The following is a 21,863-nucleotide window of genomic DNA, read 5'->3' as shown; positions in this document are numbered from 1 at the left end:
CTTTTCCCCTATTTTGGATGCGAGAGGCTCGCAAATCGTAAAGCTAGTATAGCATTCCTCTACGTGAAAAGCACGGTTTGGTTTCCATTTTCGGCAAAAAGCCGGAATCGCTTAAAAAAGCGGACCCTCCCAGGTCCGCTCTCTTCGGCATGCCCTTTTGGGGCTGCCGCTTATTCTTCTGATGCTTCAACAGCCTCCGCAGCCTCGATTGCCGCGATCCCTGCGAGCGCCTTTGCGGCGATGTCGCTTCGGTGATGCGCTCCTTCGAAGCGAATGCGCGCTACGGCGGCGTATGCACGGTCTCGCGCTTCGGCGATGTCGGCTCCGCGGCCGACAACACCGAGCACGCGGCCGCCTGCGGTCGCGACGGACTCGCCGTCAGGCGCCAGCGCGGTCCCGGCATGGAAGACGAGGGCGTCCCATTCGGCATCCTCGATGCCGGTGATGGTGCGGCCCTTCGGGTAGCTGCCGGGGTAGCCCTCGGAGGCGAGGATGACGCAGACAGCGGCCGAATCGCTCCAGCGAATATCCGATTCGTCCAGTCGGCCTTCGGCCACGGCGAGCAGGATGTCGAGCAGATCGGATTCCAGCCGGGGCAGAATCACCTGCGTCTCCGGGTCGCCGAAGCGGGCGTTGAACTCGATGGTCTTCGGCCCGTCCGAGGTCAGCATGAGACCTGCGAAGAGAACGCCCTGGAAGGGCCGCCCTTCCTCAACGAGCGCATCCGCCGTCGGCTGAACGATGGTGCGGATCGCTTCCTCGATGATAGCCGGATCGATGTGAGGCAGCGGCGAGTAGGTCCCCATGCCGCCCGTATTCGGCCCCTTGTCTTCGTCGAAGACCGGCTTGTGATCCTGCGAAGGCTCCATGACACGAACGGTTCGGCCGTCTACGAAGGCAAGCAGCGACATCTCCTGGCCTTCAAGGAACTCCTCGATGACCACTTTCTCGCCCGAAGCGCCGAACGCTTTGGTTACCATGATGCTGGCAAGGGCGGCTTCGGCTTCCTCTGCCGTATGAGCGACGATCACCCCTTTGCCTGCGGCGAGCCCGTCTGCCTTGATGACAATCGGCAAGGGACGCGTCTTCAGGTAGGCGAGTGCTTCATCATGTGAAGTGAAGGTCTCATAGGCCGCAGTGGGAATCTGATACTTGCGCAGCAGCTCCTTCATGAAGGCTTTGCTGCCTTCGATCTCGGCGGCGTTCTTTCGCGGACCAAATACCTTCAGCCCTTCGGCCTCCAGGTGATCGACGATGCCAGCAGCGAGCGGATCGTCCGGTCCGATGACGACGAAGTCGATGCTCTTCTCCTTGGCAAACGCGGCAATGCCGGCAAAATCCATCTCTTCAATCGGCACGCATTCCGCCAGTGCAGCGATGCCTCCATTGCCCGGTGCGCAGTAGAGCTTCTCCACGCGCGGACTCTGGGCGATGGCCCACGTGATTGCATGCTCCCGGCCTCCCCGGCCGACGATCAATACCTTCATGCTTCTTCCTCCCGTGCTCCGGTCTATCAACTTTGTTGGATCATGCCCGCATCTTGTTCATGCGGATCGATGAGGGAGCCCTTGGAACCAAACCAGACCCCAAAGACCCTCTCTGACCTGATTAATGCTTGAAGTGGCGAATGCCCGTGGCGATCATGGCGATGCCGTATTCGTTGGCCACCTTGATGGAATCCTCGTCGCGGATGGAGCCGCCCGGATGGATGACAGCGGTGATCCCCGCCTTCGCCGCTAGCTCCAACGTGTCACTCATCGGGAAGAACGCATCCGACGCCATCACCGAGCCGCTCGCTTTCTCTCCCGCTTGCTCGATGGCGATGCGGGCTGAACCGACGCGGTTCATCTGCCCTGCGCCGACGCCCACCGTCATGTCGCTGTTCGCGAGCACGATGGCGTTCGACTTGACGTGTTTCACGACCTTCCATGCGAAGAGCAGCTGCTTCAGCTCTTCCTCGGTCGGCTTGCGGTCCGTCACAACCTTGATATCCTCATCCGTCAGACGGCGCTTGTCCGTCTCCTGTACGAGCGCTCCTCCCTGAATAGACGTGACTGCAAGCTCTGGCCCTTGCTCGGCCAGCGCGATATCCAGCTTCAGGAGGCGGATGTTCTTCTTCGCCTTCAGGATGGCGAGCGCTTCGTCCGTGAAGTCCGGGGCGATGACGATCTCCAGGAAGATGCTGTGCATCTTCTCAGCCGTCTCCTTGCCTACCGTGCGGTTGGCAGCGACGATGCCTCCAAAGATGGAGACCGGATCGGCGTCATACGCCTTGGTGTATGCCTCGTCGATGGTCTCGCCGATGCCGACGCCGCACGGGTTCATATGCTTGACAGCGACCACCGCCGGCTCCGTGAACTCTGCGAGGAGCTGCAGGGCTGCGTTGGCGTCATTGATGTTGTTGTAAGACAGCTCCTTGCCGTGGAGCTGTTCGGCCTGTGCAAGCGTGCCTGCACCCCCGAGAGCCTTGCGGTAGAAGGCCGCTTGCTGGTGCGGGTTTTCTCCGTAGCGAAGCTCCTGAGCCTTTTCGTAGGTAACGGTAAAGGTTTCGGGGAACGCTTCGCCCGTCGTCTTACGGGTCAAATAGTCTGCGATGAGGGAATCGTAGTGGGCGGTGTGGCGGAACACCTTCGCGGCAAGGCGCTTGCGGGTAGCCAGCTCGGTATCGCCCGAGGCATGGATCTCCTCCAGCACCTGCGCGTAGTCCGAGGCGTCGACGATCACCGTCACGTCTGCGTGGTTCTTGGCTGCGGAGCGAAGCATGGTCGGACCGCCGATGTCGATATTCTCCACCGCATCCTCGTAAGTCGCATCCGGCTTGGCGATGGTCGCCGCGAACGGATAGAGATTGACCGCAACGAGATCGATGTAGCCGATGCCGTTCTCCTCCATTTGCGCCCGATGCTTCTCGCTCGCGCGAACGGCGAGCAGCCCTCCGTGCACGGCGGGGTGCAGCGTTTTGACCCGTCCGTCCATGATCTCGGGAAATCCGGTGACGTCCGAGATTCCGGTAACGGGAATCCCATTGTCCTTCAGCAACTGATAGGTGCCCCCCGTGGAGATGATCTCCACGCCCAGTCCAGCAAGCTCTTGGGCAAAGGGAAGAATTCCGGTTTTGTCGGACACGCTGATCAGCGCGCGTTTGATAGCCACAGCAGCAACCTCCTCAAGATGGGTAAAGGTGATGGATGGAACAAGGAAAAGCAAAACCTCACTTGCGCAAGCGAACCTTGCGCCCGTCGAGCTCGACGCGGCCTTCACTGAGAAGGCGGATCGCCTCGGGGTACAGCTCATGCTCGACCGCATGAATGCGGGCGGCGAGCGTCTCTTCGGTGTCGTCGTCCAGCACCTCGACGGCACGCTGGAGCAGCACCGGGCCGGTGTCGAGCCCGGCGTCGACGAAATGCACGGTCACGCCAGTCACTTTGACGCCGTACTCGATCGCTTGGCGTACCCCATCCACGCCGGGGAACGACGGAAGCAGCGAGGGGTGGATGTTGACGATCCGTCCCGCGAAGGGCGTGAGCAAGGTCGAGGTCACGAGCCGCATATACCCGGCGAGCACGATGAGATCGACCTCAAGCTCCGTCAGCCGCGCGACAATCTCGGCTTCGTAGGCCTCGCGGGAAGCATAGTCGCGCGGGCGGAAGGCAAACACCGGCACGCCGGCGCGCTCTGCCCGGTCGACCACGGCCGCCTGCGGCTTGTCCGTGACGAGCAGGACGAGCTGGGCAGCCGGGATGCGGCCTTCGGCGACGGCATCGGTCAGCGCCTGAAAGTTGCTGCCGCTGCCGGAAGCGAAGACGGCGACGCGGGTCGGGCGCTTCATCGGGCCGCCCCCGTGTAGTGCACCACAGATTCGCCGGCAACGGCGCGGCCGATGCGATAGGGCTTCTCGCCATGGGCGCGAGCGAGCTGTTCCACCCGCTCCGCATCTTCAGGAGCGACGGCGAGCACCATGCCGATTCCCATGTTGAAGGTGCGGAACAGGTCATCTTCGCTCAGATTGCCCTTGGACTTCATAAGAGTGAACAGCGGATGCACCGGCCAACTGCCGAGCTCGATCTCGACGCCGACGCCTTCGGGCAGCATGCGCGGGATGTTCTCGGTGAAGCCGCCGCCGGTGATGTGGGCCATCCCCTTCACAGCCACCTCTTCGAGAATGCCGAGGATCGGCTTCACATAGAGGTGCGTCGGCTCCAGCAGGGCATCGCCCAGCGTGCGGTCGGGTTGGCCGTTCTTTTCTGCCTCGCGGGTAAGCTCTTTCAGCTCCGCGATGGATGTAAGCGGCTGGTCGAGCGTGAGCCCGGCTTCTTCGAGAAGCAGGCGCCGCACGAGCGAGTAGCCGTTGCTGTGCACGCCGCTCGAAGCGAGGCCGATCAGCACGTCGCCCGGACGGATCGCCTGGCCGTCGATGATCTTCTTGCGGTCGACGATCCCGACCGCGAAGCCGGCGATGTCATAATCCTCTGCGCTGTACATACCGGGCATTTCAGCGGTCTCTCCGCCGATCAGCGAGCAGCCGGAGCGCACGCAGCCTTCGGCGATCCCGGCGACGATCGCCTCGATCTTTTCCGGTACGACCTTACCGCAAGCGAGGTAGTCGAGAAAGAACAGCGGCTCAGCGCCTTGTACGACAATGTCGTTCACGCACATGGCCACGGCGTCGATGCCGATGGTGTCGTGCTTGTCCATGGCGAAGGCCAGCATCAGCTTCGTGCCGACGCCGTCCGTCCCGGATACGAGGACCGGTTCCTCATACTTGTCCTTGTTCAGCCCGAACAGGGCTCCAAAGCCGCCAAGTCCGGCCAGCACCTCCGGGCGCATCGAGCGCTTTACGTGCTTTTTCATGCGCTCCACGGCTTCATTGCCGGCGGCGATGTCGACTCCTGCCTTTTTGTATGCGTCAGACACAGGGTTCACTCCTTCGAATGGATACGAGATACGGGGAACGGATCAAATCTTATCGAAAAACGGGCTATCTGCAGCAGGTACCGCTACGAAATGCTGACGCGCAGCAGATACGGAATGCTGATGCATATACAGATGCAAATGCGGTGTATACGCGATAAAACGAATCACCCTGCTGAGAATTCCTCAATCAACAGCCGCAGCTGTCCGCATCGGGCGGAACGCTCGTCGGGTAGTCGTTGTCGAAGCAGCCGGTGCACATGCCGCGGTTGTATTCTCCAACAGGCCGTCCGATGGCGGCGAGCAAGCCTTCCTTGGAGAGGAAGTAGAGCGAATCCGCATCGATGGCACGGCGAATTTCTTCGACGGTATGGCTGGACGCGATCAGGTCGCGGCGGCTTGGCGTATCGATGCCATAGAAGCACGGATTCGCGTAAGGCGGCGAGCTGATGCGCACGTGCACCTCTTTCGCTCCGGCGTCGCGGAGCATTTTGACGATGCGGAGGCTCGTCGTGCCGCGCACGATCGAATCATCGATCATGACGACGCGCTTGCCCTCGACCACCTTGCGGACTGCACTCAGCTTCATCTTCACACCGCGCTCGCGCAGCTCCTGGCTCGGCTGGATGAAGGTACGGCCGGTGTAGCGGTTTTTGATCATCCCGAGTTCGTACGGGATGCCGGTCTGTTCGGCGAAGCCGATGGCCGCCGAGGTGCTGGAGTCCGGTACGCCAGTGACCACGTCGGCATCGACGAACGCCTCCATGGCGAGCTGCATGCCCATCCGCTTGCGGGCAGCGTGCAGGTTGATGCCGTCCAGGTCACTGTCCGGACGAGAGAAGTAGATGTATTCCATGGAGCAGATCGCACGCCGCTCAAGAGGAGCGATACGATCCGTGCGCATGCCGCCGTCCTGGTCGAACACGAGCAGCTCGCCCGGTTCGATGTCGCGGATGTACTCCGCGCCGATCGTCTCGAACGCGCAGGTCTCGGAGGCGAACACATACGCCTCGTCGAGCTTGCCCATCGCGAGCGGCCGCAGGCCGTGCGGGTCGCGGGCCACAACGAGCTTGTCGTTGACCATGATGAGGAAGGCGTAGCCGCCCTTTACCTTTTGCAGGGCAGGCTTAACGGCCTCCTCCATCGCGATACCCCGGGCTCTTGCGATCAGATGGACGAGCACCTCGGTGTCGCTCGTCGTCTGGAAGACGGAGCCCGCCTCCTCCAGTTCGTCGCGAATTTCATCCGCATTGACGATGTTGCCGTTGGTAGCAATCGCGATGTGACCGTGCCGGAACCGGAAATGGAGCGGCTGGGCATTCGCGATCAGGCTCGCCCCCGATGTAGAGTAGCGCACGTGTCCGATCGCGGTGGAGCCCTTCAGCATCTCCATGTGCTCGTTGGTGAACACTTCCTTGACGAGCCCCATGCCCTTGTGGATGAAGAACTCGCTGCCATCCACAGTCGTGCAGATGCCGGCGCTCTCTTCGCCTCGGTGCTGGAGGGCGTGCAGGCCGTAAAAGGACAGGGCCGACGCTTCGGGATGGCCGAACACGCCGAATACCCCGCACTCCTCCTTCAGCTTGTCGAACGAGCCGTCCATTCCCTCGTTGTAATAGTCCCCGCACCAGTGCGGCACATAGAGGGAATGGCCCGCTGGTTCCCTTCCTGCCGGACGGCCTGCCATCAAGCGTTCATCCGGCATGGGATCGCGTCCTTCCAAACGGTTTTCAGTCCACCCACCGGGCGTTCGATCGCGGCGACGCCATTGACGGCGACCGTCAATTCCGTTCCGCCTACCGTGCCGATGGCCGTTACTGGAACATCGCGATCCTGGATGAGGCGGATCAGCTCATCCGCTTGCTCCGGCTTTACGCTGAGCAGGATGCGGGATTGCGTTTCGCTGAACAGCGCGTGGTCCGCACGCAGAGAGGTCGCGAGCTCCACCTTCGCACCAACGCCTGCGCCGAAGCAGCTTTCCGCAAGAGCGACCGCAAGACCGCCTTCGGCGAGGTCATGCGCCGATGCAACCAAACCCGCGCGAATGGCGGCAAGTACCGTTTCCTGCAAGCGTTTCTCGGTGACGAGGTCGAGCACAGGCGGACGGCCCTCCGTCTTGTCGAACAGGACCTTCTGAAGCTCGCTGCCGCCGAATTCAGCCTGGGTTTCGCCGAGCAGCAGGATAACATCCCCCTCTGCCGCAAAAGACTGAGTCGTGATGTGGTCGAGATCCTCCACCAGGCCGACCATACCGACAACCGGTGTCGGGTAGATCGCGCCCTTGGCGTTCTCGTTGTAGAGGCTGACATTCCCGCCGATCACGGGCGTGTTCAGGAAGCGGCAGGCTTCGGCCATGCCGTCGACGGCCTTTTCCAATTGCCAGAAGATTTCCGGCTTCTCCGGGCTTCCGAAGTTCAGATTGTCCGTCACCGCGAGCGGCAGAGCGCCGGAGCAGACCAGATTCCGTGCTGCTTCTGCTACGGCAATGCGTCCGCCCACCTCGGGATCGAGGTACACATAGCGGCTGTTGCAGTCCGTGGTCATGGCGAGCGCCTTGCGCGTTCCGGGAACACCGACAACCGCAGCATCCGAGCCGGGCTGTACGAAGGTCGAGGTCCGCACCATGTAATCGTATTGCGAGTAAACCCATTCTTTACTGGCTATGGAGGGAGAGCCGAGGAGGCTTTCCAGAACGGCATTCAGGTCTTCATACTCAGTAAAAGCCGCCGAGTCGACGGCACCGCCAAGCTCGTAGTAAGCCGGAACGGAGGAAGGCTTGTGGTAGACCGGACACTCGTCAACGAGCGCACGAACCGGCATGTCGCCGACCACTTCTCCGTGGTGGATGAGACGCAAGCGGCCGTCATCGGTCACGCGGCCGACCTTGTGGCAATCGAGGCCCCAGCGTGTGAATATCGCTCTTGCCTGTTCTTCATGCTCGGGCTTGACGACAAAGAGCATCCGCTCCTGCGACTCGGAAAGCATCATTTCGTAAGCGGTCATGCCGTTCTCGCGCTGCGGTACCTGATCAAGGTTCAGCTCCATGCCGTTCCCCGCCTTACTCGCCATCTCCGAACTGGAGCAGGTGAGGCCGGCGGCGCCCATGTCCTGAATGCCGACGACGATGCCCGACGCGATTAGCTCCAGGCACGCTTCCATGACGAGCTTTTCCATGAACGGGTCGCCGACCTGGACAGCGGAACGCTTCGCTTCCGTCTCCGCCGTGATCTCCTCCGAGGCGAAGGTCGCTCCGTGAATGCCGTCGCGGCCGGTAGCCGGTCCGACGTAGAACACCGGGTTGCCAATGCCGCTCGCCACCCCGCGCTGAATTTGATCGTGGTCGATGAGGCCGACGCACATGGCGTTGACGAGCGGGTTGCCTTCGTAGCTCTCGTCGAAGGTTACTTCGCCGCCTACGGTCGGAATGCCGATGCAGTTGCCATAGCCGGCGATCCCGGAGACGACGTGCTCGAAGAGATATTTGACGCGGGCAGACTCCAGCTTGCCGAAGCGAAGCGAATTGAGCAAGGCCACCGGACGGGCGCCCATCGAGAAGATGTCGCGGATGATACCACCCACTCCCGTAGCGGCGCCTTGGTACGGCTCTACTGCGGACGGATGGTTGTGACTTTCGATCTTGAACACGACAGCCTGGTTGTCGCCGATGTCCACGATGCCGGCTCCTTCGCCCGGTCCCATGAGCACCTTTTCACCCGTGGTCGGGAAGCGGCGGAGCAGAGGCTTCGAGTTCTTGTACGCGCAGTGCTCGGACCACATGACGCTGAACACGCCGATCTCTACGTAGTTAGGTTTGCGTCCCATAAAGCCGCAAATTTTCTCATATTCCTCGTCGGTGACGCCGAATTGACGGTATACCTTTTGCTCGGCGATCTGTTCGGCCGTCGGCTCCTTAGCGGTTAACTGCTGCGCCATTTGTTTCCCTCCATGCATTCAAGATCGACTCAAACATCCCCGCACCGTCTCCCGATCCGAGCCTCACGTGCACCGCACGCTCCGGGTGGGGCATCATGCCGAGCACGTTGCCTTCCTTGTTGATGATCCCGGCGATGTCATTAAGAGAGCCGTTCGGATTCTCGCCTGCATAGCGGAACACGATACGGTTCTCCCGCGTAAGCTCCGCCAGCGTCTCCTCGTCGCAGTAGTAGTTGCCTTCTCCGTGGGCGATCGGGATGTCGATCACCTGTCCCTCTTGATAGGAGCCCGTAAAAGCCGTTCCCGCGTTCTCGACTCGGAGAAGAGCAGAGTGACAGCGGAATTTGAGCGACTGGTTGCGAAGCAATGCTCCGGGCAGCAGTCCGGCTTCGGTAAGAATCTGGAAGCCGTTGCAGATGCCAAGGACGTATCCTCCACGGGCAGCGAAGGCTTGCAGGGCCGTCATGACGGGAGCAAAGCGGGCGATGGCGCCGCAGCGCAGGTAATCTCCGTACGAAAAGCCCCCAGGGACGAGAATCGCATCAAAACGAGACAGGTCCGTCTCGGTATGCCAAACGTATTCGACCGTTTGATCAATCGTATCTCCTACTGCTTTGTAGCAGTCGATGTCGCAGTTCGATCCCGGAAAGACAAGAACTCCGAAATGCATGTGGTTACCCCTCTCTTGAAGCTTGTTCTTGAGCTTGCGTCAGACTTGCCATCAGCCTGCCCTTCCTTACACCAGTTCAAATCGGAAATCTTCGACGACCGTATTGGCGAGCAGCTTCTCGCACATGGCGCGGAGTCTTTCTTCGGCTTCCGCACGGTCGTTCGTGTCGAGCTCCAGTTCCATGTATTTGCCAATGCGAACCTTGCCGACCTCTTCAAAGCCCATGGAGTGAAGAGCTCCTTGCACAGCGTTGCCCTGCGGATCGAGGACGCTTTCTTTGATCGTCACGTAGACGGTCGCTTTCATAACGGTTGGCCTCCTTCATATATGAACCCATTGAGGTTTCTTCTGACTTTGAAAAAGCACGCTTTACCTGTTCATGCTCCCAGCGACTCCCAGCGAAAAGTTGATCTCGCTTTTACACGAGTGCCTCCGAGGCCGGGGCGGTCAATCGGCGGAAAATCTCCTTGTAGCGCTGCGAAGTTCCCTCCACAACCTCCTGGGGCAGCGGGTCCGGCTCGCTGTTCTTGTCCCAGCCGCTGTCGGCCAGGTACGTGCGAACCGGCTCCTTGTCCATGCTGTCGATCTCGATATCGAGCGCATAGCTTCTCTCGTCCCAGAAGCGGGAGGAATCCGGCGTGAGCAGCTCGTCGATCAGGATGATCTCTCCGTCCAAAATGCCAAACTCGAACTTCGTATCCGCGAGAATGATGCCGCGTCCGGCGCAATAGTCGTGCGCATATTGGTAGAGGCGCACGCTCTTCTCCTCCAGCTCGGCTGCAAGCTCCGTCCCGACCAGCTCGGTGAGGCGGTCGATGGTGATGTCCTCGTCGTGGCCGATGTCGTTCTTCGCGGCCGGTGTGAAGAGCGGATGCTCCAGGCGGCCGTTCTTGCGCTTGCCGGAGCCCAGCTCATGTCCGTTCACCTGCCCGCTGTCGCGGTACTGCCGCCAGCCGCCGCCCGTCAGATACCCGCGCACAACGCACTCGATGTCGATGCGCTCTGCCTTCTTCGCGACCATGATCCGCCCGCGCAGCTTGTCCGGCTCGGTTACGAGGTCGCCCAGGCGATCTACATCGGTGTGCACGACATGGTTGTTCTGAAACACCGTCGTCTGATCGAACCAGAAGGCGGACAGTTCATTGAGCACGCGCCCCTTGTCCGGTACGCCCGGCCGAAGGACATAATCGAAAGCAGAGATGCGGTCGGTTACGACGATAAGATAGTGATCTCCGAGGTCGTAGAGCTCCCGAACCTTCCCCTTGTGAACGAGCGGAGCCCGAACGAGTCCTTCGGACGTGTACAGCGGGCTGGCGGCAATCGACATCTTTTCTTCTCCTCCTGAGCCTCGGCCGGCGCTCGGGGAGGAATCCCCGTGGAAACGGAGCAGCAGCTTCGGCTGCCCCTTTTCCTAAGAGGATACTCCTGCTTCCCCTAAACGCGAGACCGGGCGGTTCTGCTTCTTGCGGTTGGCAGAGCATGGTGCGCAGCCGACCTTCTATTCCAAGCCGAGACGGGCAAACACCGTGTCCACATGCTTGAGGTGCCAGGACGGATCGAAGCAATCCGCCAGTTCCTCCGGCGTCAGATGATCGGTGATCTCCGGCGACTCCTCCAGGATTTGGCGGAACGAGCGCTGCTCTTCCCAGGCGCGCATCGCGCGGGGTTGAACGGTGTCATAGGCTTGCTCGCGGCTCATGCCCTTGTCGATCAGCTTGGTGAGCACCCGGCCCGAGAACGGCAGCCCAAAGGTCCGTTCCATGTTCCGTTTCATATTTTCAGGATACACGTTCAGGTTCTTGATGATGTTCCCAAGGCGCGACAGCATGTAATCGAGCAGAATCGTCGAATCCGGCAAAATGATCCGTTCCACCGAGGAGTGCGAGATATCGCGCTCATGCCAGAGCGGCACGTTCTCGTAAGCGGAGAGCATGTGGCCGCGGATGACGCGGGCGAGACCCGAGATGCTTTCGCAGCCGATCGGATTACGCTTGTGCGGCATGGCGGACGATCCCTTTTGCCCCTGGGAGAACGGCTCCTCGACTTCGCGGAACTCGCTCTTTTGCAAGCCGCGGATTTCGGTGGCGAACTTGTCGAGCGAGGTGGCGATCAGGGCCAGCGTACTCAGGTAGTCCGCGTGACGGTCGCGCTGAAGCGTCTGGGTCGAGATCGGTGCGGCAGTCGTGCCGAGCTTGCCGCACACATACTGCTCGATCGAGGGATCGATGTTGGCGTAAGTGCCGACGGCGCCGGACATTTTGCCGAATTGAACACCATCGGCTGCCCGTTGGAAGCGGTCGTAGTTGCGCTTCATCTCTTCATGCCAGAGCGCCAGCTTGAGGCCGAAGGTCGTCGGCTCGGCATGCACGCCGTGGGTTCTTCCCATCATCGGAACGGACTTGTACTTCATCGCCTGCTCGCGCAAAATGGCGATGAACCCGCGAAGGGCTTCGTCCAACAGGTCGTTTGCCTGCTTCAGCAGGTACCCGAGCGCCGTATCCACCACGTCCGTGGAAGTCAGGCCATAATGAACCCACTTCCGTTCCGGTCCAACCTTCTCAGAAACCGCACGGGTGAAAGCGATGACGTCATGCTTCGTCTCCTGCTCGATTTCATAGATGCGCTCGATGTCAAAGCTGGCATTTTGCCGAAGTGCTGCTACGTCCTCCTTCGGGATGACGCCGAGCTCTGCCCACGCTTCGCAAGCAAGCAGCTCCACCTCGAGCCAAGCCTTGAATTTGTTTTCTTCCGTCCACACTGCGCCCATAGCAGGCCTTGTATACCGTTCGATCATGGTTGGATAGACTCCCCTTTGGTTTCATACTGGTTAATGAGTTGTTGCCGGATCCTCTTCGATGAGAATCAACGGGAAACTTCTTATGATTATGGTTGACGTAAGCAAGATAAGAAATAAGGATGTCCCATATCGTTATTTGGCTTCTTGGGCCGCATTTGATGCAAATAGCGATATCTCTAATCCCTATTTTGGACATATCTCTGTTCGTAAAGAGCTCCCAGCCAATTAGCGATATCCCATATCGTTATTTGGCTTCTTTGAGCCACATTTGATGCAAATAGCGATATCTCATATCGTTAATAGCCGCCCCCTACTCCCTCCAAATCCCGGACTGCTCTACCCATTGAAGTGCACGCTCGGGATCATCAGTGAGCAGGGTGATGTGCCCCATCTTGCGTCCCGGCTTGGCTTCCGCCTTGCCGTAAAGATGAAGCTTCACGGCAAGGCCGTCCTCCTCCCGCTCCTCGCGGGCGAGCCAGGCCAGAGCGGGCTCAACATGCTCGCCGAGCAGGTTCACCATGACGGCAGGCGTGACGAGCTCGGTGCTGCCGAGCGGCAAGCCGCAAATGGCGCGCAGGTGCTGTTCGAACTGCGAGGTGCGGCAGGCTTCGATCGTGTGATGGCCGGAGTTGTGCGGACGCGGCGCGAGCTCGTTCACGAACAGCTCCCCTTCCGGCGTCAGGAACATCTCCACCGCAAGCAGGCCGATCGCGCCCAAGCCTTCGACCAGGCGGGCCGCCAGCTCCTCCGCCCGCTTGGCGATCTCTGGCGAGATGCGGGCCGGAGCGATGGAGAGGTGCAGGATATTCCGGCGGTGAAGGTTCTCCGCCGGAGGGAAGGTCCGCACCTCACCCTGCGTGCTGCGGGACGCGATGACCGACAGCTCCCGCTCGAAGCAGATGAACTTCTCCAGCACCAGCTCGGTTCCGGCAGCCGCCAGCTCAAGGTACGCGTCATCCGCCTCTTCCGCGCGGCGAATGACGCGCTGGCCTTTGCCGTCATAGCCGCCGGTCGCCGTTTTGAGCACGACGGGCAAGCCAAAACGGCGGATTGCCTCATGCACATCCGCCTCACTTGTCACTTCCGCATAAGGGGCAACCGGCACGCCCGCGGCTTCAATCGCCTGCTTCTCCCGAAGCCGATGCTGCGTCGTATGCAAAAGCGCATGCCCCTGCGGGACATAGGAATCCTTCGCCAGCATCTCGGCGATCCCGGCATCGACATTCTCAAACTCGTACGTGATGACATCGGATAGACGGGCGAGCTCCTGGGCCGCCTCGGCATCGTCGTATCGGGCGACAAGCTGCTGATCCGCCGTTTGCCCCATCGGGCCGTCCTCGGTCGGATCGAGGGTCACAAAGCGGTAGCCCATCGCGCGTCCCGCAATAGCCAGCATGCGGCCAAGCTGCCCGCCGCCTAGAACCCCAATCGTGCTCCCCGGCAGGATGCGCGGAGCCTCCGCCTGATTCTGGGCGAGCTTACTTCTGCCACACTCCGCATCCGTTCTCGTCTGATTCTGGGCGAGCTCGCTTCCGCTGCAGCCTCTATCCGCCTTCGCCGTGCCCAGCGTGAGCCCGTTTCCTCCGAGCTCTATCCCTATCCCCGTCTCCTTCGTCATCACTGGTTGTCCTCCTCGCCCAGGCGGTCGCTTGATTCCAGCACCGACTGCTTGATCGCTTCGCGCCGTTCGCTCACCCGCTTGCGGACCTCAAGGTCGGACGCCCCGATGATCTGCGCGGCAAGCAGTCCCGCGTTTACCGCACCAGCGGTGCCGATGGCCACGGTAGCAACCGGGATGCCACCCGGCATCTGCACGATCGACAACAGCGAATCCAGCCCGTTCAGGGTGGAGGTCTTCACCGGCACGCCGATGACCGGCAGCACCGTCTTCGCCGCTACCATGCCCGGCAGATGCGCCGCGCCTCCGGCACCTGCGATGATGACGGCGAGACCCCGCTCTTCCGCCGTTTCGGCGTACTCGAACATGAGGTCCGGGGTGCGGTGCGCCGATACAACCTTTTTCTCGTAAGGGACCTGAAGCTCGTCCAGAACGCGGCAAGCCTCCTTCAAGGTGGACCAATCCGATTGACTGCCCATGATGACTCCGACACGTGCCGACATGTGCGCTAGCTCCCCTTTCTTTTCCAACAAAAAAGTCCAGCCCGGGGACATGCTTCCCCGAAAGCCGGACGAGAAAGAGCACCTGGCCTCCGAACGAAAGCGGCCCATCCCTACCTAAGGTCTGCTTCCATATCAAAAAGCCCAAGCGGTGTTCTTCCTCGTAGTCCAAAAATTTACGGTCTTTGGGTAGAGACTTTCGGGCCATATCCCCGATATTATACGAGATTTATTCTATCATCATTCAATGGCGGCGACATGCGCCAGCGAGTATCGTTCGTACCAGAGCAACCCTTGCCGACTGCTCTTGCCCGTCTTTCATAAGGAAAGCCGAGAGACAGCCGAACCGAACAGCCAGGAAAAAGCTGCCGCGTCAGGTTACCTTGTTCGTTTGCCCCTCTATCTTACCAGCCCTTTGCCGAATGTGTCAACGAAAGACGAACATTGGAAGCATTCACATTCGTAAAGTTCGTATTTTAGCTACTTTTGATGCAAAAAATCTGCTTTTCTCCTGCACAGCGTTTTCGAATCACATCAACTGAGCAGTGCGTGTCATCGTATACCTCGTCAAGCCGCACTTCGTCGAGCTATAATAGAAGAAACCATCATGAACCCGGAGGAGATTTCGTTGAAGATTGTTGTAATGGACGGGTACGCTTTGAATCCCGGAGATTTAAGCTGGGACGGGCTCTCCCGCTTGGGGGAGCTCACGGTTTATGACCGTCTGCCGCAAGAAAAGGTTATCCAACGGGCAGCCGATGCCGAGATTCTCTTGACCAATAAAGTCGCATTCCCCGCCTCGCGCCTGGAGCAGTTGCCGAAGCTGCGCTACATTGGGGTACTGGCAACCGGGTATGACATCATCGATACAGCCGCCGCGAAGGAACGCGGAATTACGGTCACCAATGTTCCTTCCTACAGCACCGACTCCGTCGCCCAGCTCGTCTTCTCCCTTTTGCTCGATCTGGTAAACCGGGTCGCACTTCATGACTCGGCTGTAAAGGCAGGAGAATGGACCTCCAGTCCCGATTTCAGCTTCACGCGCTCCCCTCTTACTGAGCTCGCGGGCAAAACCATCGGGCTGGTCGGGTACGGCAACACTGGCCGCAAGGTGGCCGAGATCGCTCGTGCCTTCGGCATGAAGGTACTCGCTTCAACGAGCGGCCGCCGGGCTTATCCCGCCGAGGAAGGCATCTCCTTCGTTCCGCTTGAGCAGGTGCTGGCGGACTCGGATATCGTGTCGCTCCATTGTCCGCTGACCCCGGACACGAAAGGGCTTATCAACCGGGAACGCATCGCACTCATGAAGCCGAGTGCCATCCTTCTCAACACCTCTAGAGGCCCGGTGGTCGTCGAAGAGGATCTGGCCGAAGCGCTGAACAGCGGCCGCCTGCGCGGAGCAGGTGTGGATGTGCTCTCCTCGGAGCCGCCGCGTGCCGATAATCCGCTGCTTGCAGCGAAGAATTGCGTGATCACCCCGCATATTGCTTGGGCCACTCAGGAGGCGCGGACTCGGCTCATGGCCGTCGCTACAGCCAACGTGGAGGCTTTCCTGCAAGGAGCTTCTGTGAATGTGGTGAACAAGTAGTGATGGACTCCTGCGTACGGACAGGCGCCCAATTGAAAGAGACCGGCTTCGGGTACACGCTTTCCTTAATCGGCGGCAAATACAAGATGGTCATTCTCTATTGGCTCGCCGAAACCAAAGTGATGCGGTTTAATGAGCTGCAGCGTTCGATCGGCTCCATTTCCTTTAAAACGTTGAGCGTGATGCTCAAAGAGATGGAGGCGGACGGCCTCGTGGATCGCAAGGAAATTCCCCAGATCCCGCCAAAGGTGGAGTACTCCTTAACGGAGCGCGGACAGTCGCTTATGCCGGTGCTCGACATGATGTGCCATTGGGGAGAGCAGAACCGGACTTCCGTCTTGGAGGAACAAGAGGAGTCCCCAAGCATCCGTATCGGCTAAAGCAGTCGCGCAGATCTAGCAAAAGCGCCTCCACGCCCACCGTTCAGGTGAGAGGGGAGGCGCTTTTTTACACAATCCGGGCGAATCGGACGAATCAGGAAAGAGTCCCTTCGCTTGCCCGTTCCTTCAAAAAGGAAAGATAGTCCCGGGTACTCTGTTCCAGCCAGAGGGTAGATGCTTCCATCTCGTTCTCGGCCCCATACAAGGCGTAGAACGACCGATAATCCGCACCGCAATAGAGAAAGGTCGTGGCAAAGGGAGAGAGAATCTCCTCAAGCGGCCGGCGATAACGCCCTGTTGTTTGGTATTCCTCCTCACTACTCCCGGCTGAAACCGCCAATGCCGTGATGCGGTTTTTCAGCTTGTCTCCCTTTGATCCGTATGCCCATCCGTAGAGGAAAACCTCGTCCAGCCATTGCTTGAGAAGAGGCGGGCTGCTGAACCAATAGATCGGAAATTGCAAAACAAGCGTTCCATGCGCCTCGATCAGCGCTTGCTCGCGGGCCACGTCCAAAACCCCATCCGGATAAGCCTCATATAAGTCATGGACCGTTACGTGATCGGGATCTTTTCGAAGCTCTTCTACCCACCTTTTGTTGATGACGGATTTCTCCATATGGGGATGTGCGACAATCACCAGTGTTTTCATGAGAATGCCTCCTTCTGCTCATTTGGCTTCCTTCCCAGTATAGAGAGGAGTCCACCTCTGCAAAAGTATGCACTTTTGGTTCACCTACTTACGAAAAGGTGAGTAACCCCCGCTGGTTCTCCTACCAGTAGGAATAGAAAAGAAGACCCGCAAGGGTGGCTCGCCGTTGCTGGGTCCTCTTCCTTATCGAAAACTCGCTCTGCACGGAATGCTCATTCAGCCTCGACGCTCGCACCGCTGAGTGATTCGTGAATCGCCTTCGCGGCTTTCTTGCCTGCGCCCATGGCGAGGATGACCGTCGCTGCACCGGTGACCGCGTCACCGCCGGCATAGACGCCCGCCTTGCTCGTCTCCATGGTCGATTCCTCGACCACGATTCCACCCCAGCGTTGGACGCTCAAGCCCGGCGTCGTCTGCCGGATGAGGGGGTTCGGGCTCTGCCCGATGGCGATGATCACCGTGTCGAGCTCCAGCACAAATTCGCTTCCCGCCTTCTCACGCGGGCTGCGGCGGCCGGAGGCATCGGGCTCGCCCAGCTCCATCTCCACGCATTCCATGCCCGTTACCCATACTCCGTCGCCGAGAATCCGCTTCGGATTGTTCAGCAGGCGGAAATGGATGCCTTCCTCCTGCGCGTGATGGATCTCCTCGGCGCGAGCCGGAAGCTCCTCCATCCCGCGGCGGTAGACGATGCTTACTTCCTCTGCACCGAGGCGAAGAGCCGTACGAGCGGCATCCATCGCCACGTTGCCGCCGCCGACTACGGCGACCCGCTTGCCTGTCTTCACCGGTGTCGGGTTGCGCGGGTACTCATAGGCGCGCATCAGGTTCACTCGCGTCAGGAACTCGTTGGCGGAGTATACCCCGTTCAGGTTCTCGCCCTCAATGCCCATGAAGCGGGGAAGCCCCGCACCGCTGCCGACGAAGACGGCCTCGAAGCCTTCCTCGAACAGCTCATCCACCGTAATCGAGCGTCCCACCACGACGTTTTTGTGAATGGTGACGCCAAGCTCGGTGATCTTGGCAATCTCTTCTTCCACGAGCGACTTGGGCAGCCGGAATTCCGGGATGCCATAGGTGAGGACACCGCCTGCCGCATGCAGCGCTTCGAAGATCGTCACCTCGTAGCCGAGCTTCGCCAGATCGCCCGCGCAGGACAGGCCGGCCGGGCCTCCGCCGACCACCGCGATCTTGCGGCCGTTCGTCAGCGGCTTCTCGGCGCCCGCCAGTCCAGATTGAAGCGCGTAATCCGCCGCGAACCGCTCCAGGCGGCCGATGGCGACAGGCTCGCCCTTTTTGCCGCGAACGCAGACGCCCTCGCATTGACTCTCCTGCGGACAGACGCGCCCGCAAATCGCCGGCAGGCTGTTCTCGGTCGTGATCGTCCGGTAGGCAGCCTCGAAGTCACCCGCCGCAATCGCCTGGATAAAGCCAGGGATCGGCACCTCGACCGGACAGCCGTTCACACACGGCTTGTGGCGGCACTGCAAACAGCGCTCCGCCTCTTCCATCGCTTGGCTCGGGGTATACCCGAGCGCCACCTCTTCAAAATTGCGCGCCCGCAGAAGCGGAGGCTGCTCCGGCATGCGGACCTTCTCTTTGCTCAAGTTCGCCATGATGTTCAGCCCTCCCGCCCGATCAAGCAGATATGCTCTTCCATGTCCTTATACATTCCCTGACGCCGGATGCACTCGTCGAAATCCACCAGCAGTCCGTCGAAGTCCGGCCCGTCCACACAGGCGAACATCGTCTCCCCGCCCACTGTCACGCGACATCCGCCGCACATCCCGGTTCCATCGATCATGATCGGGTTAAGGGAAACCCCGGTCGGAATGCCCTTCTCCTTCGTAATGTCCACGACGGCTTTCATCATCGGAAGGGGCCCGATGCAGATCACTTCGTCGTATTCGCGTCCTTCTGCGAGAAGCTGCTTCAGCACATCGGTCACAAAGCCCTTCGTTCCAGCGCTTCCGTCGTTTGTCGCAAGCAGAACTTCCCCGGAAAAGGCGCGAAACTCCTCTTCCAGAATGATGAACGAGTGCGTGCGCCCGCCGAGAATGACATCCACCTCGGCGCCCAGCTCCTTCATCCTTCGAATCTGCGGATAAAGCGGCGCGGCTCCGACGCCTCCGCCGATGCCCAATACCCGTTTCTTCGGCTCAAGATCAACCGGACGCCCGAGCGGACCGGCGAAATCGGAAATGAAATCCCCTTCCTCTTTCTCCGCAAGCAGGCGGGTCGAATAGCCGACCACTTGATAGATGATCGTGACGCTTTCCTTCTCCCGGTCATAGTCGGCGATGGTGAGCGGAATCCGCTCGCCTCCTTCTTCAATCCGAACCATGACGAACTGGCCGGGCTCGCACTTGCGGGCCACAAACGGCGCATGAATCACCATGCGCTCAACGGTTTCGTGTAAACGATCTTTTTGCAGGATGCGGTACATGGCTCTTAACTCCTCCGGCTAACATGAATCCATTATATCGGGAGACGAATTGGCTGTGGGTGGAGAAAGTTGACTTTTTGATGAAGTTTGAACACGCTGTCATTTCAGAGCTGGCGCGAAAAAACTCGAATTTTGACAGATCATCAGACGAAAGCAAAGAGCCCCCTTCACTCTCCCAATGGGAAGGGAACTCCTCTCCTCCGTAAATCCGGGAGTAAATGAGAAGGTCACGGGGCGATCGCGTTATTGGCCCATACTCCTATCGACCGAAATCTGTTGCGTATTCTATTGGGAAATCACAGCAACAGTCGAACGGCTCTCACGAATGAGGGATTTGCGAGCCGTGAGTAGCATCAGCAGGGAAACGAGCAGGCTAGCCGCGGAGCCGATAAACATCCAAGGGCCTCCCAACAGATCCATGAAGAGTCCGACAAAAGCGGGACCAACCGTCTGGGCGATCGAAGAGAAGAAGTAATAGAGTCCGGTGTACAGCCCGATGCGCCCGGCTCCGGCAAAGCTAACCACGAGCGGGTACGAATGAATGTTGACCAACGCCCAGAAGACTCCTCCCACCAGCAGCACGATGCGAATCACCATTAAATCCTGAATCCAAAAGAGGGAGAGGAACAGCACCGACAACCCGCAGATGCCCGTTGTAATCAGGCTGACCCGCCCGAAGCGTTTGGCGAGAAAGCCGCTCGGTACGGCGAAGAGGAGGAAGGCGAGGCTGAAAAAGCCGATGGTGAACGTGGCGTCTCCCGCCACTAAGCCGAGCGACTCTACCCCATACGTGGTGAATTGAGCTTCCACGCCGCTGTAGCCAACGAACCAGAAGAAGATCGCGAGCAAGATGAATAGAGCCGAGCGATTCTTGTCCACCAAAACATGGCGCAAGCCGCTGATTACGCCGCGAGGGCCGGAGGCTTCTTCTGCGAGCTCATCGGAGGAAGCTGCGATTCCAGGGGAATCCGCTTGTTTTTCGGTCGATGCTTGTTCACCACTCGCCGTCGTTTTGTCCGTACGCCGAAAGAACGGCCGCAGAGCGAACACCAGAGCGGTTAGAGAAATCAACAGAATGGCGGCACCAATGGCAAAAGGCAGCGAGCGCTGCTCGTCGTAGAGCTTCGCCAGAACAAACAAGGTCAGGAGCGAGCCGATGCCCCCCATCAAGTTGATGATGCCATTCGCTTGGCTGCGCTTGTCCGGCGGCGTCAGGTCCGGCATGAGCGAAACCGTCGGAGCCCGAAACACGGTCATGGAGAGAAGAAAGCCGATGTCGATGACAATGAGCATGGCAAGGCTGGTGTAGGCCGGCATGAGGAGCATGAATACGGCGGCAAGCGGCATGCCGATCAGAAGAAAAGGAAGCCGCTGCCCGAAGCGGGTGTTCAACCGGTCGCTCCAGGCGGCGATGAGAGGGATGAGAAAAATGTTAGCGAGGTTATCGAGGCCCATGATCGAGCCCCGGATGGTCTTCGATTCAATGAATTCACCGAGCATAAGCGGCATGAATGAATTGTAGAGCTGCCAAACCACCGAGATGGCAAAGAAGCCGAGGCCAACTACGGCAATCCGCGAATAAGAGAAGCGCTTCATGTTTCACCTTCCTCTACCAAGGTTTTCAGTCGGGCCGGGTAGTTGGTGATGATGGCATCGACTCCGCAGGCGAGCATCCGCTTCATCGTCTCGACGTCGTCAACCGTATACGGGCGTATTTTCACCCCTGCTTGATGCGCGCCTTGGACAATCTCGGGGTATACGCTGTAGAAGATCGGATGCAGGCTGTCCGCCCCGATGAGTAACGCATAATTCCATGGCTCGTATAGCCCTTCGACATAGAGAATCGCCCGCTCAATCTCCGGAGCGAGTTCCACCAGCCTGACGAGGCTATAGTGATTGAAGGAGGAGAAGATGACCCGATCCTCCATGCCGAACTCGCGAACGAGTGCGACAGCCTTTTCCTCCATGCCTTCATAGAGGACAATGCCGTTCTTCAATTCGATGTTGAGCGACAGCCCCGTCGGCTGCAGGAAAGCCAGTACCTCACGCAGGTAAGGAATCGGCTGAAAGCCGTATTCCGGGCTATGTGCCGCCGCATTCAGCTCGCGCAATTGGGCTGCCGTATGCCCTACTACGAGTCCTTTCCCATTCGTGGTGCGTTCGAGCGTCTCGTCGTGCATGACCACGAGCTCTCCGTCCTTGGACATTTGAATGTCCAGCTCGATCCCGTCCGCTCCTTGTTCCACGGCCAGTCGAAAGGCCGCCATCGTATTCTCCGGCGCTTCTCCAGCCGCTCCCCGATGAGCAAAAATCTTCGTGCGTTCCATGCCAATCCTCTCCTTGAATGAACCCGATCTCTCCTCTTCAGTCT

At 59.6% G+C, this 21,863-nt stretch carries 19 protein-coding genes and 1 riboswitch; of the genes, 2 read left to right on the top strand and 17 right to left on the bottom strand.

Annotated features, from left to right (window positions below; all coding sequences use genetic code 11):
- Positions 1–170: 170 nt before the first annotated feature.
- The 12 genes from purD to purE form a co-directional block, all read right to left on the bottom strand.
- Positions 171–1,487 carry a phosphoribosylamine--glycine ligase gene (gene purD / locus AAFN83_RS12135; RefSeq protein ID WP_347769655.1) on the bottom strand — a complete coding sequence of 439 codons (1,317 nt, stop codon included), beginning with the start codon at positions 1,485–1,487 and terminating at the stop codon, positions 171–173.
- 121 nt (positions 1,488–1,608) lie between these two features.
- Positions 1,609–3,153: a bifunctional phosphoribosylaminoimidazolecarboxamide formyltransferase/IMP cyclohydrolase gene (gene purH, locus AAFN83_RS12130; protein ID WP_347769653.1), complete on the bottom strand. Its 1,545-nt coding sequence runs from the start codon at positions 3,151–3,153 to the stop codon at positions 1,609–1,611.
- A gap of 58 nt (positions 3,154–3,211) precedes the next feature.
- Complete coding sequence (gene purN, locus AAFN83_RS12125) at positions 3,212–3,829, bottom strand: phosphoribosylglycinamide formyltransferase (protein ID WP_347769651.1); 618 nt, start codon at positions 3,827–3,829, stop codon at positions 3,212–3,214.
- Positions 3,826–4,914: a phosphoribosylformylglycinamidine cyclo-ligase gene (gene purM / locus AAFN83_RS12120; protein WP_347769649.1), complete on the bottom strand. Its 1,089-nt coding sequence runs from the start codon at positions 4,912–4,914 to the stop codon at positions 3,826–3,828. The genes purN and purM overlap by 4 nt, the downstream gene beginning before the upstream one ends.
- A 187-nt stretch (positions 4,915–5,101) precedes the next feature.
- Positions 5,102–6,616 (bottom strand): amidophosphoribosyltransferase, encoded by a 1,515-nt coding sequence (gene purF / locus AAFN83_RS12115; RefSeq protein WP_347769647.1) that lies wholly within the window; start codon positions 6,614–6,616, stop codon positions 5,102–5,104.
- Positions 6,598–8,844: a phosphoribosylformylglycinamidine synthase subunit PurL gene (gene purL, locus AAFN83_RS12110; RefSeq protein ID WP_347769645.1), complete on the bottom strand. Its 2,247-nt coding sequence runs from the start codon at positions 8,842–8,844 to the stop codon at positions 6,598–6,600. The genes purF and purL overlap by 19 nt, the downstream gene beginning before the upstream one ends.
- A complete protein-coding gene (gene purQ / locus AAFN83_RS12105) occupies positions 8,822–9,514 on the bottom strand; it encodes a phosphoribosylformylglycinamidine synthase subunit PurQ (protein WP_347769643.1) in 693 nt (230 codons plus the stop codon). The genes purL and purQ overlap by 23 nt, the downstream gene beginning before the upstream one ends.
- A 66-nt stretch (positions 9,515–9,580) precedes the next feature.
- Positions 9,581–9,820, bottom strand: a complete 240-nt coding sequence (gene purS / locus AAFN83_RS12100) for a phosphoribosylformylglycinamidine synthase subunit PurS (RefSeq protein WP_347769641.1) — start codon at positions 9,818–9,820, stop codon at positions 9,581–9,583.
- A 112-nt stretch (positions 9,821–9,932) separates the two neighbouring features.
- Positions 9,933–10,841, bottom strand: coding sequence for a phosphoribosylaminoimidazolesuccinocarboxamide synthase (locus AAFN83_RS12095; RefSeq protein ID WP_347769639.1), 909 nt, complete (start codon positions 10,839–10,841; stop codon positions 9,933–9,935).
- Positions 10,842–11,012: 171 nt separating this feature from the next.
- Positions 11,013–12,308, bottom strand: a complete 1,296-nt coding sequence (purB, locus tag AAFN83_RS12090) for an adenylosuccinate lyase (protein ID WP_347769637.1) — start codon at positions 12,306–12,308, stop codon at positions 11,013–11,015.
- A gap of 313 nt (positions 12,309–12,621) precedes the next feature.
- Complete coding sequence (gene purK, locus AAFN83_RS12085; RefSeq protein WP_347769635.1) at positions 12,622–13,929, bottom strand: 5-(carboxyamino)imidazole ribonucleotide synthase; 1,308 nt, start codon at positions 13,927–13,929, stop codon at positions 12,622–12,624.
- Positions 13,929–14,432 (bottom strand): 5-(carboxyamino)imidazole ribonucleotide mutase, encoded by a 504-nt coding sequence (purE, locus tag AAFN83_RS12080; protein WP_347769633.1) that lies wholly within the window; start codon positions 14,430–14,432, stop codon positions 13,929–13,931. Before purE ends, purK begins: the two co-directional genes overlap by 1 nt.
- A gap of 141 nt (positions 14,433–14,573) precedes the next feature.
- A riboswitch (purine riboswitch) is annotated at positions 14,574–14,675 on the bottom strand.
- Between the two features lie 382 nt (positions 14,676–15,057).
- Between purE and AAFN83_RS12075 the strand changes: the two genes are divergently transcribed.
- Both AAFN83_RS12075 and AAFN83_RS12070 read left to right on the top strand, forming a co-directional pair.
- Positions 15,058–16,017, top strand: a complete 960-nt coding sequence (locus AAFN83_RS12075) for a D-2-hydroxyacid dehydrogenase (protein ID WP_347769631.1) — start codon at positions 15,058–15,060, stop codon at positions 16,015–16,017.
- A 2-nt stretch (positions 16,018–16,019) separates the two neighbouring features.
- Positions 16,020–16,397, top strand: coding sequence for a winged helix-turn-helix transcriptional regulator (locus AAFN83_RS12070; RefSeq protein WP_481810506.1), 378 nt, complete (start codon positions 16,020–16,022; stop codon positions 16,395–16,397).
- A gap of 94 nt (positions 16,398–16,491) precedes the next feature.
- Here the strand turns inward: AAFN83_RS12070 and AAFN83_RS12065 are convergent, their stop codons facing one another.
- The 5 genes from AAFN83_RS12065 to AAFN83_RS12045 all read right to left on the bottom strand — a co-directional run bounded on the left by AAFN83_RS12065 (position 16,492) and on the right by AAFN83_RS12045 (position 21,819).
- Positions 16,492–17,046: an NAD(P)H-dependent oxidoreductase gene (locus AAFN83_RS12065; RefSeq protein WP_347769627.1), complete on the bottom strand. Its 555-nt coding sequence runs from the start codon at positions 17,044–17,046 to the stop codon at positions 16,492–16,494.
- Between the two features lie 212 nt (positions 17,047–17,258).
- A complete protein-coding gene (gene gltA / locus AAFN83_RS12060; RefSeq protein ID WP_347769625.1) occupies positions 17,259–18,662 on the bottom strand; it encodes an NADPH-dependent glutamate synthase in 1,404 nt (467 codons plus the stop codon).
- Positions 18,663–18,667: 5 nt separating this feature from the next.
- Positions 18,668–19,492 (bottom strand): sulfide/dihydroorotate dehydrogenase-like FAD/NAD-binding protein, encoded by an 825-nt coding sequence (locus AAFN83_RS12055; protein ID WP_347769623.1) that lies wholly within the window; start codon positions 19,490–19,492, stop codon positions 18,668–18,670.
- A 285-nt stretch (positions 19,493–19,777) separates the two neighbouring features.
- Entirely contained in the window at positions 19,778–21,088 is a 1,311-nt protein-coding gene (locus AAFN83_RS12050) for an MFS transporter (protein WP_347769621.1), read from the bottom strand.
- Positions 21,085–21,819, bottom strand: coding sequence for a glycerophosphodiester phosphodiesterase (locus AAFN83_RS12045; RefSeq protein ID WP_347769619.1), 735 nt, complete (start codon positions 21,817–21,819; stop codon positions 21,085–21,087). The genes AAFN83_RS12050 and AAFN83_RS12045 overlap by 4 nt, the downstream gene beginning before the upstream one ends.
- Positions 21,820–21,863 lie beyond the last annotated feature (44 nt).

The organism is Gorillibacterium sp. CAU 1737 (assembly GCF_039888655.1).
Classification (GTDB): Bacteria; Bacillota; Bacilli; order Paenibacillales; family NBRC-103111; genus Gorillibacterium.
This window is presented reverse-complemented; position numbering and strand designations above follow the sequence as displayed.

Bases quoted from the DNA above. Each gene is read 5' to 3' on its own strand.
- AAFN83_RS12095 (WP_347769639.1), bottom strand. From the start codon at position 10,841: ATGTCGATTGCCGCCAGCCCGCTGTACACGTCCGAAGGACTCGTTCGG.
- purQ (WP_347769643.1), bottom strand. From the start codon at position 9,514: ATGCATTTCGGAGTTCTTGTCTTTCCGGGATCGAACTGCGACATCGAC.
- AAFN83_RS12065 (WP_347769627.1), bottom strand. From the start codon at position 17,046: ATGAAAACACTGGTGATTGTCGCACATCCCCATATGGAGAAATCCGTC.
- AAFN83_RS12070 (WP_481810506.1), top strand. From the start codon at position 16,020: ATGGACTCCTGCGTACGGACAGGCGCCCAATTGAAAGAGACCGGCTTC.
- purS (WP_347769641.1), bottom strand. From the start codon at position 9,820: ATGAAAGCGACCGTCTACGTGACGATCAAAGAAAGCGTCCTCGATCCG.
- AAFN83_RS12050 (WP_347769621.1), bottom strand. From the start codon at position 21,088: ATGAAGCGCTTCTCTTATTCGCGGATTGCCGTAGTTGGCCTCGGCTTC.
- AAFN83_RS12055 (WP_347769623.1), bottom strand. From the start codon at position 19,492: ATGTACCGCATCCTGCAAAAAGATCGTTTACACGAAACCGTTGAGCGC.
- purL (WP_347769645.1), bottom strand. From the start codon at position 8,844: ATGGCGCAGCAGTTAACCGCTAAGGAGCCGACGGCCGAACAGATCGCC.
- purF (WP_347769647.1), bottom strand. From the start codon at position 6,616: ATGCCGGATGAACGCTTGATGGCAGGCCGTCCGGCAGGAAGGGAACCA.
- purB (WP_347769637.1), bottom strand. From the start codon at position 12,308: ATGATCGAACGGTATACAAGGCCTGCTATGGGCGCAGTGTGGACGGAA.
- purK (WP_347769635.1), bottom strand. From the start codon at position 13,929: ATGACGAAGGAGACGGGGATAGGGATAGAGCTCGGAGGAAACGGGCTC.
- purE (WP_347769633.1), bottom strand. From the start codon at position 14,432: ATGTCGGCACGTGTCGGAGTCATCATGGGCAGTCAATCGGATTGGTCC.
- purD (WP_347769655.1), bottom strand. From the start codon at position 1,487: ATGAAGGTATTGATCGTCGGCCGGGGAGGCCGGGAGCATGCAATCACG.
- gltA (WP_347769625.1), bottom strand. From the start codon at position 18,662: ATGGCGAACTTGAGCAAAGAGAAGGTCCGCATGCCGGAGCAGCCTCCG.
- AAFN83_RS12045 (WP_347769619.1), bottom strand. From the start codon at position 21,819: ATGGAACGCACGAAGATTTTTGCTCATCGGGGAGCGGCTGGAGAAGCG.
- purN (WP_347769651.1), bottom strand. From the start codon at position 3,829: ATGAAGCGCCCGACCCGCGTCGCCGTCTTCGCTTCCGGCAGCGGCAGC.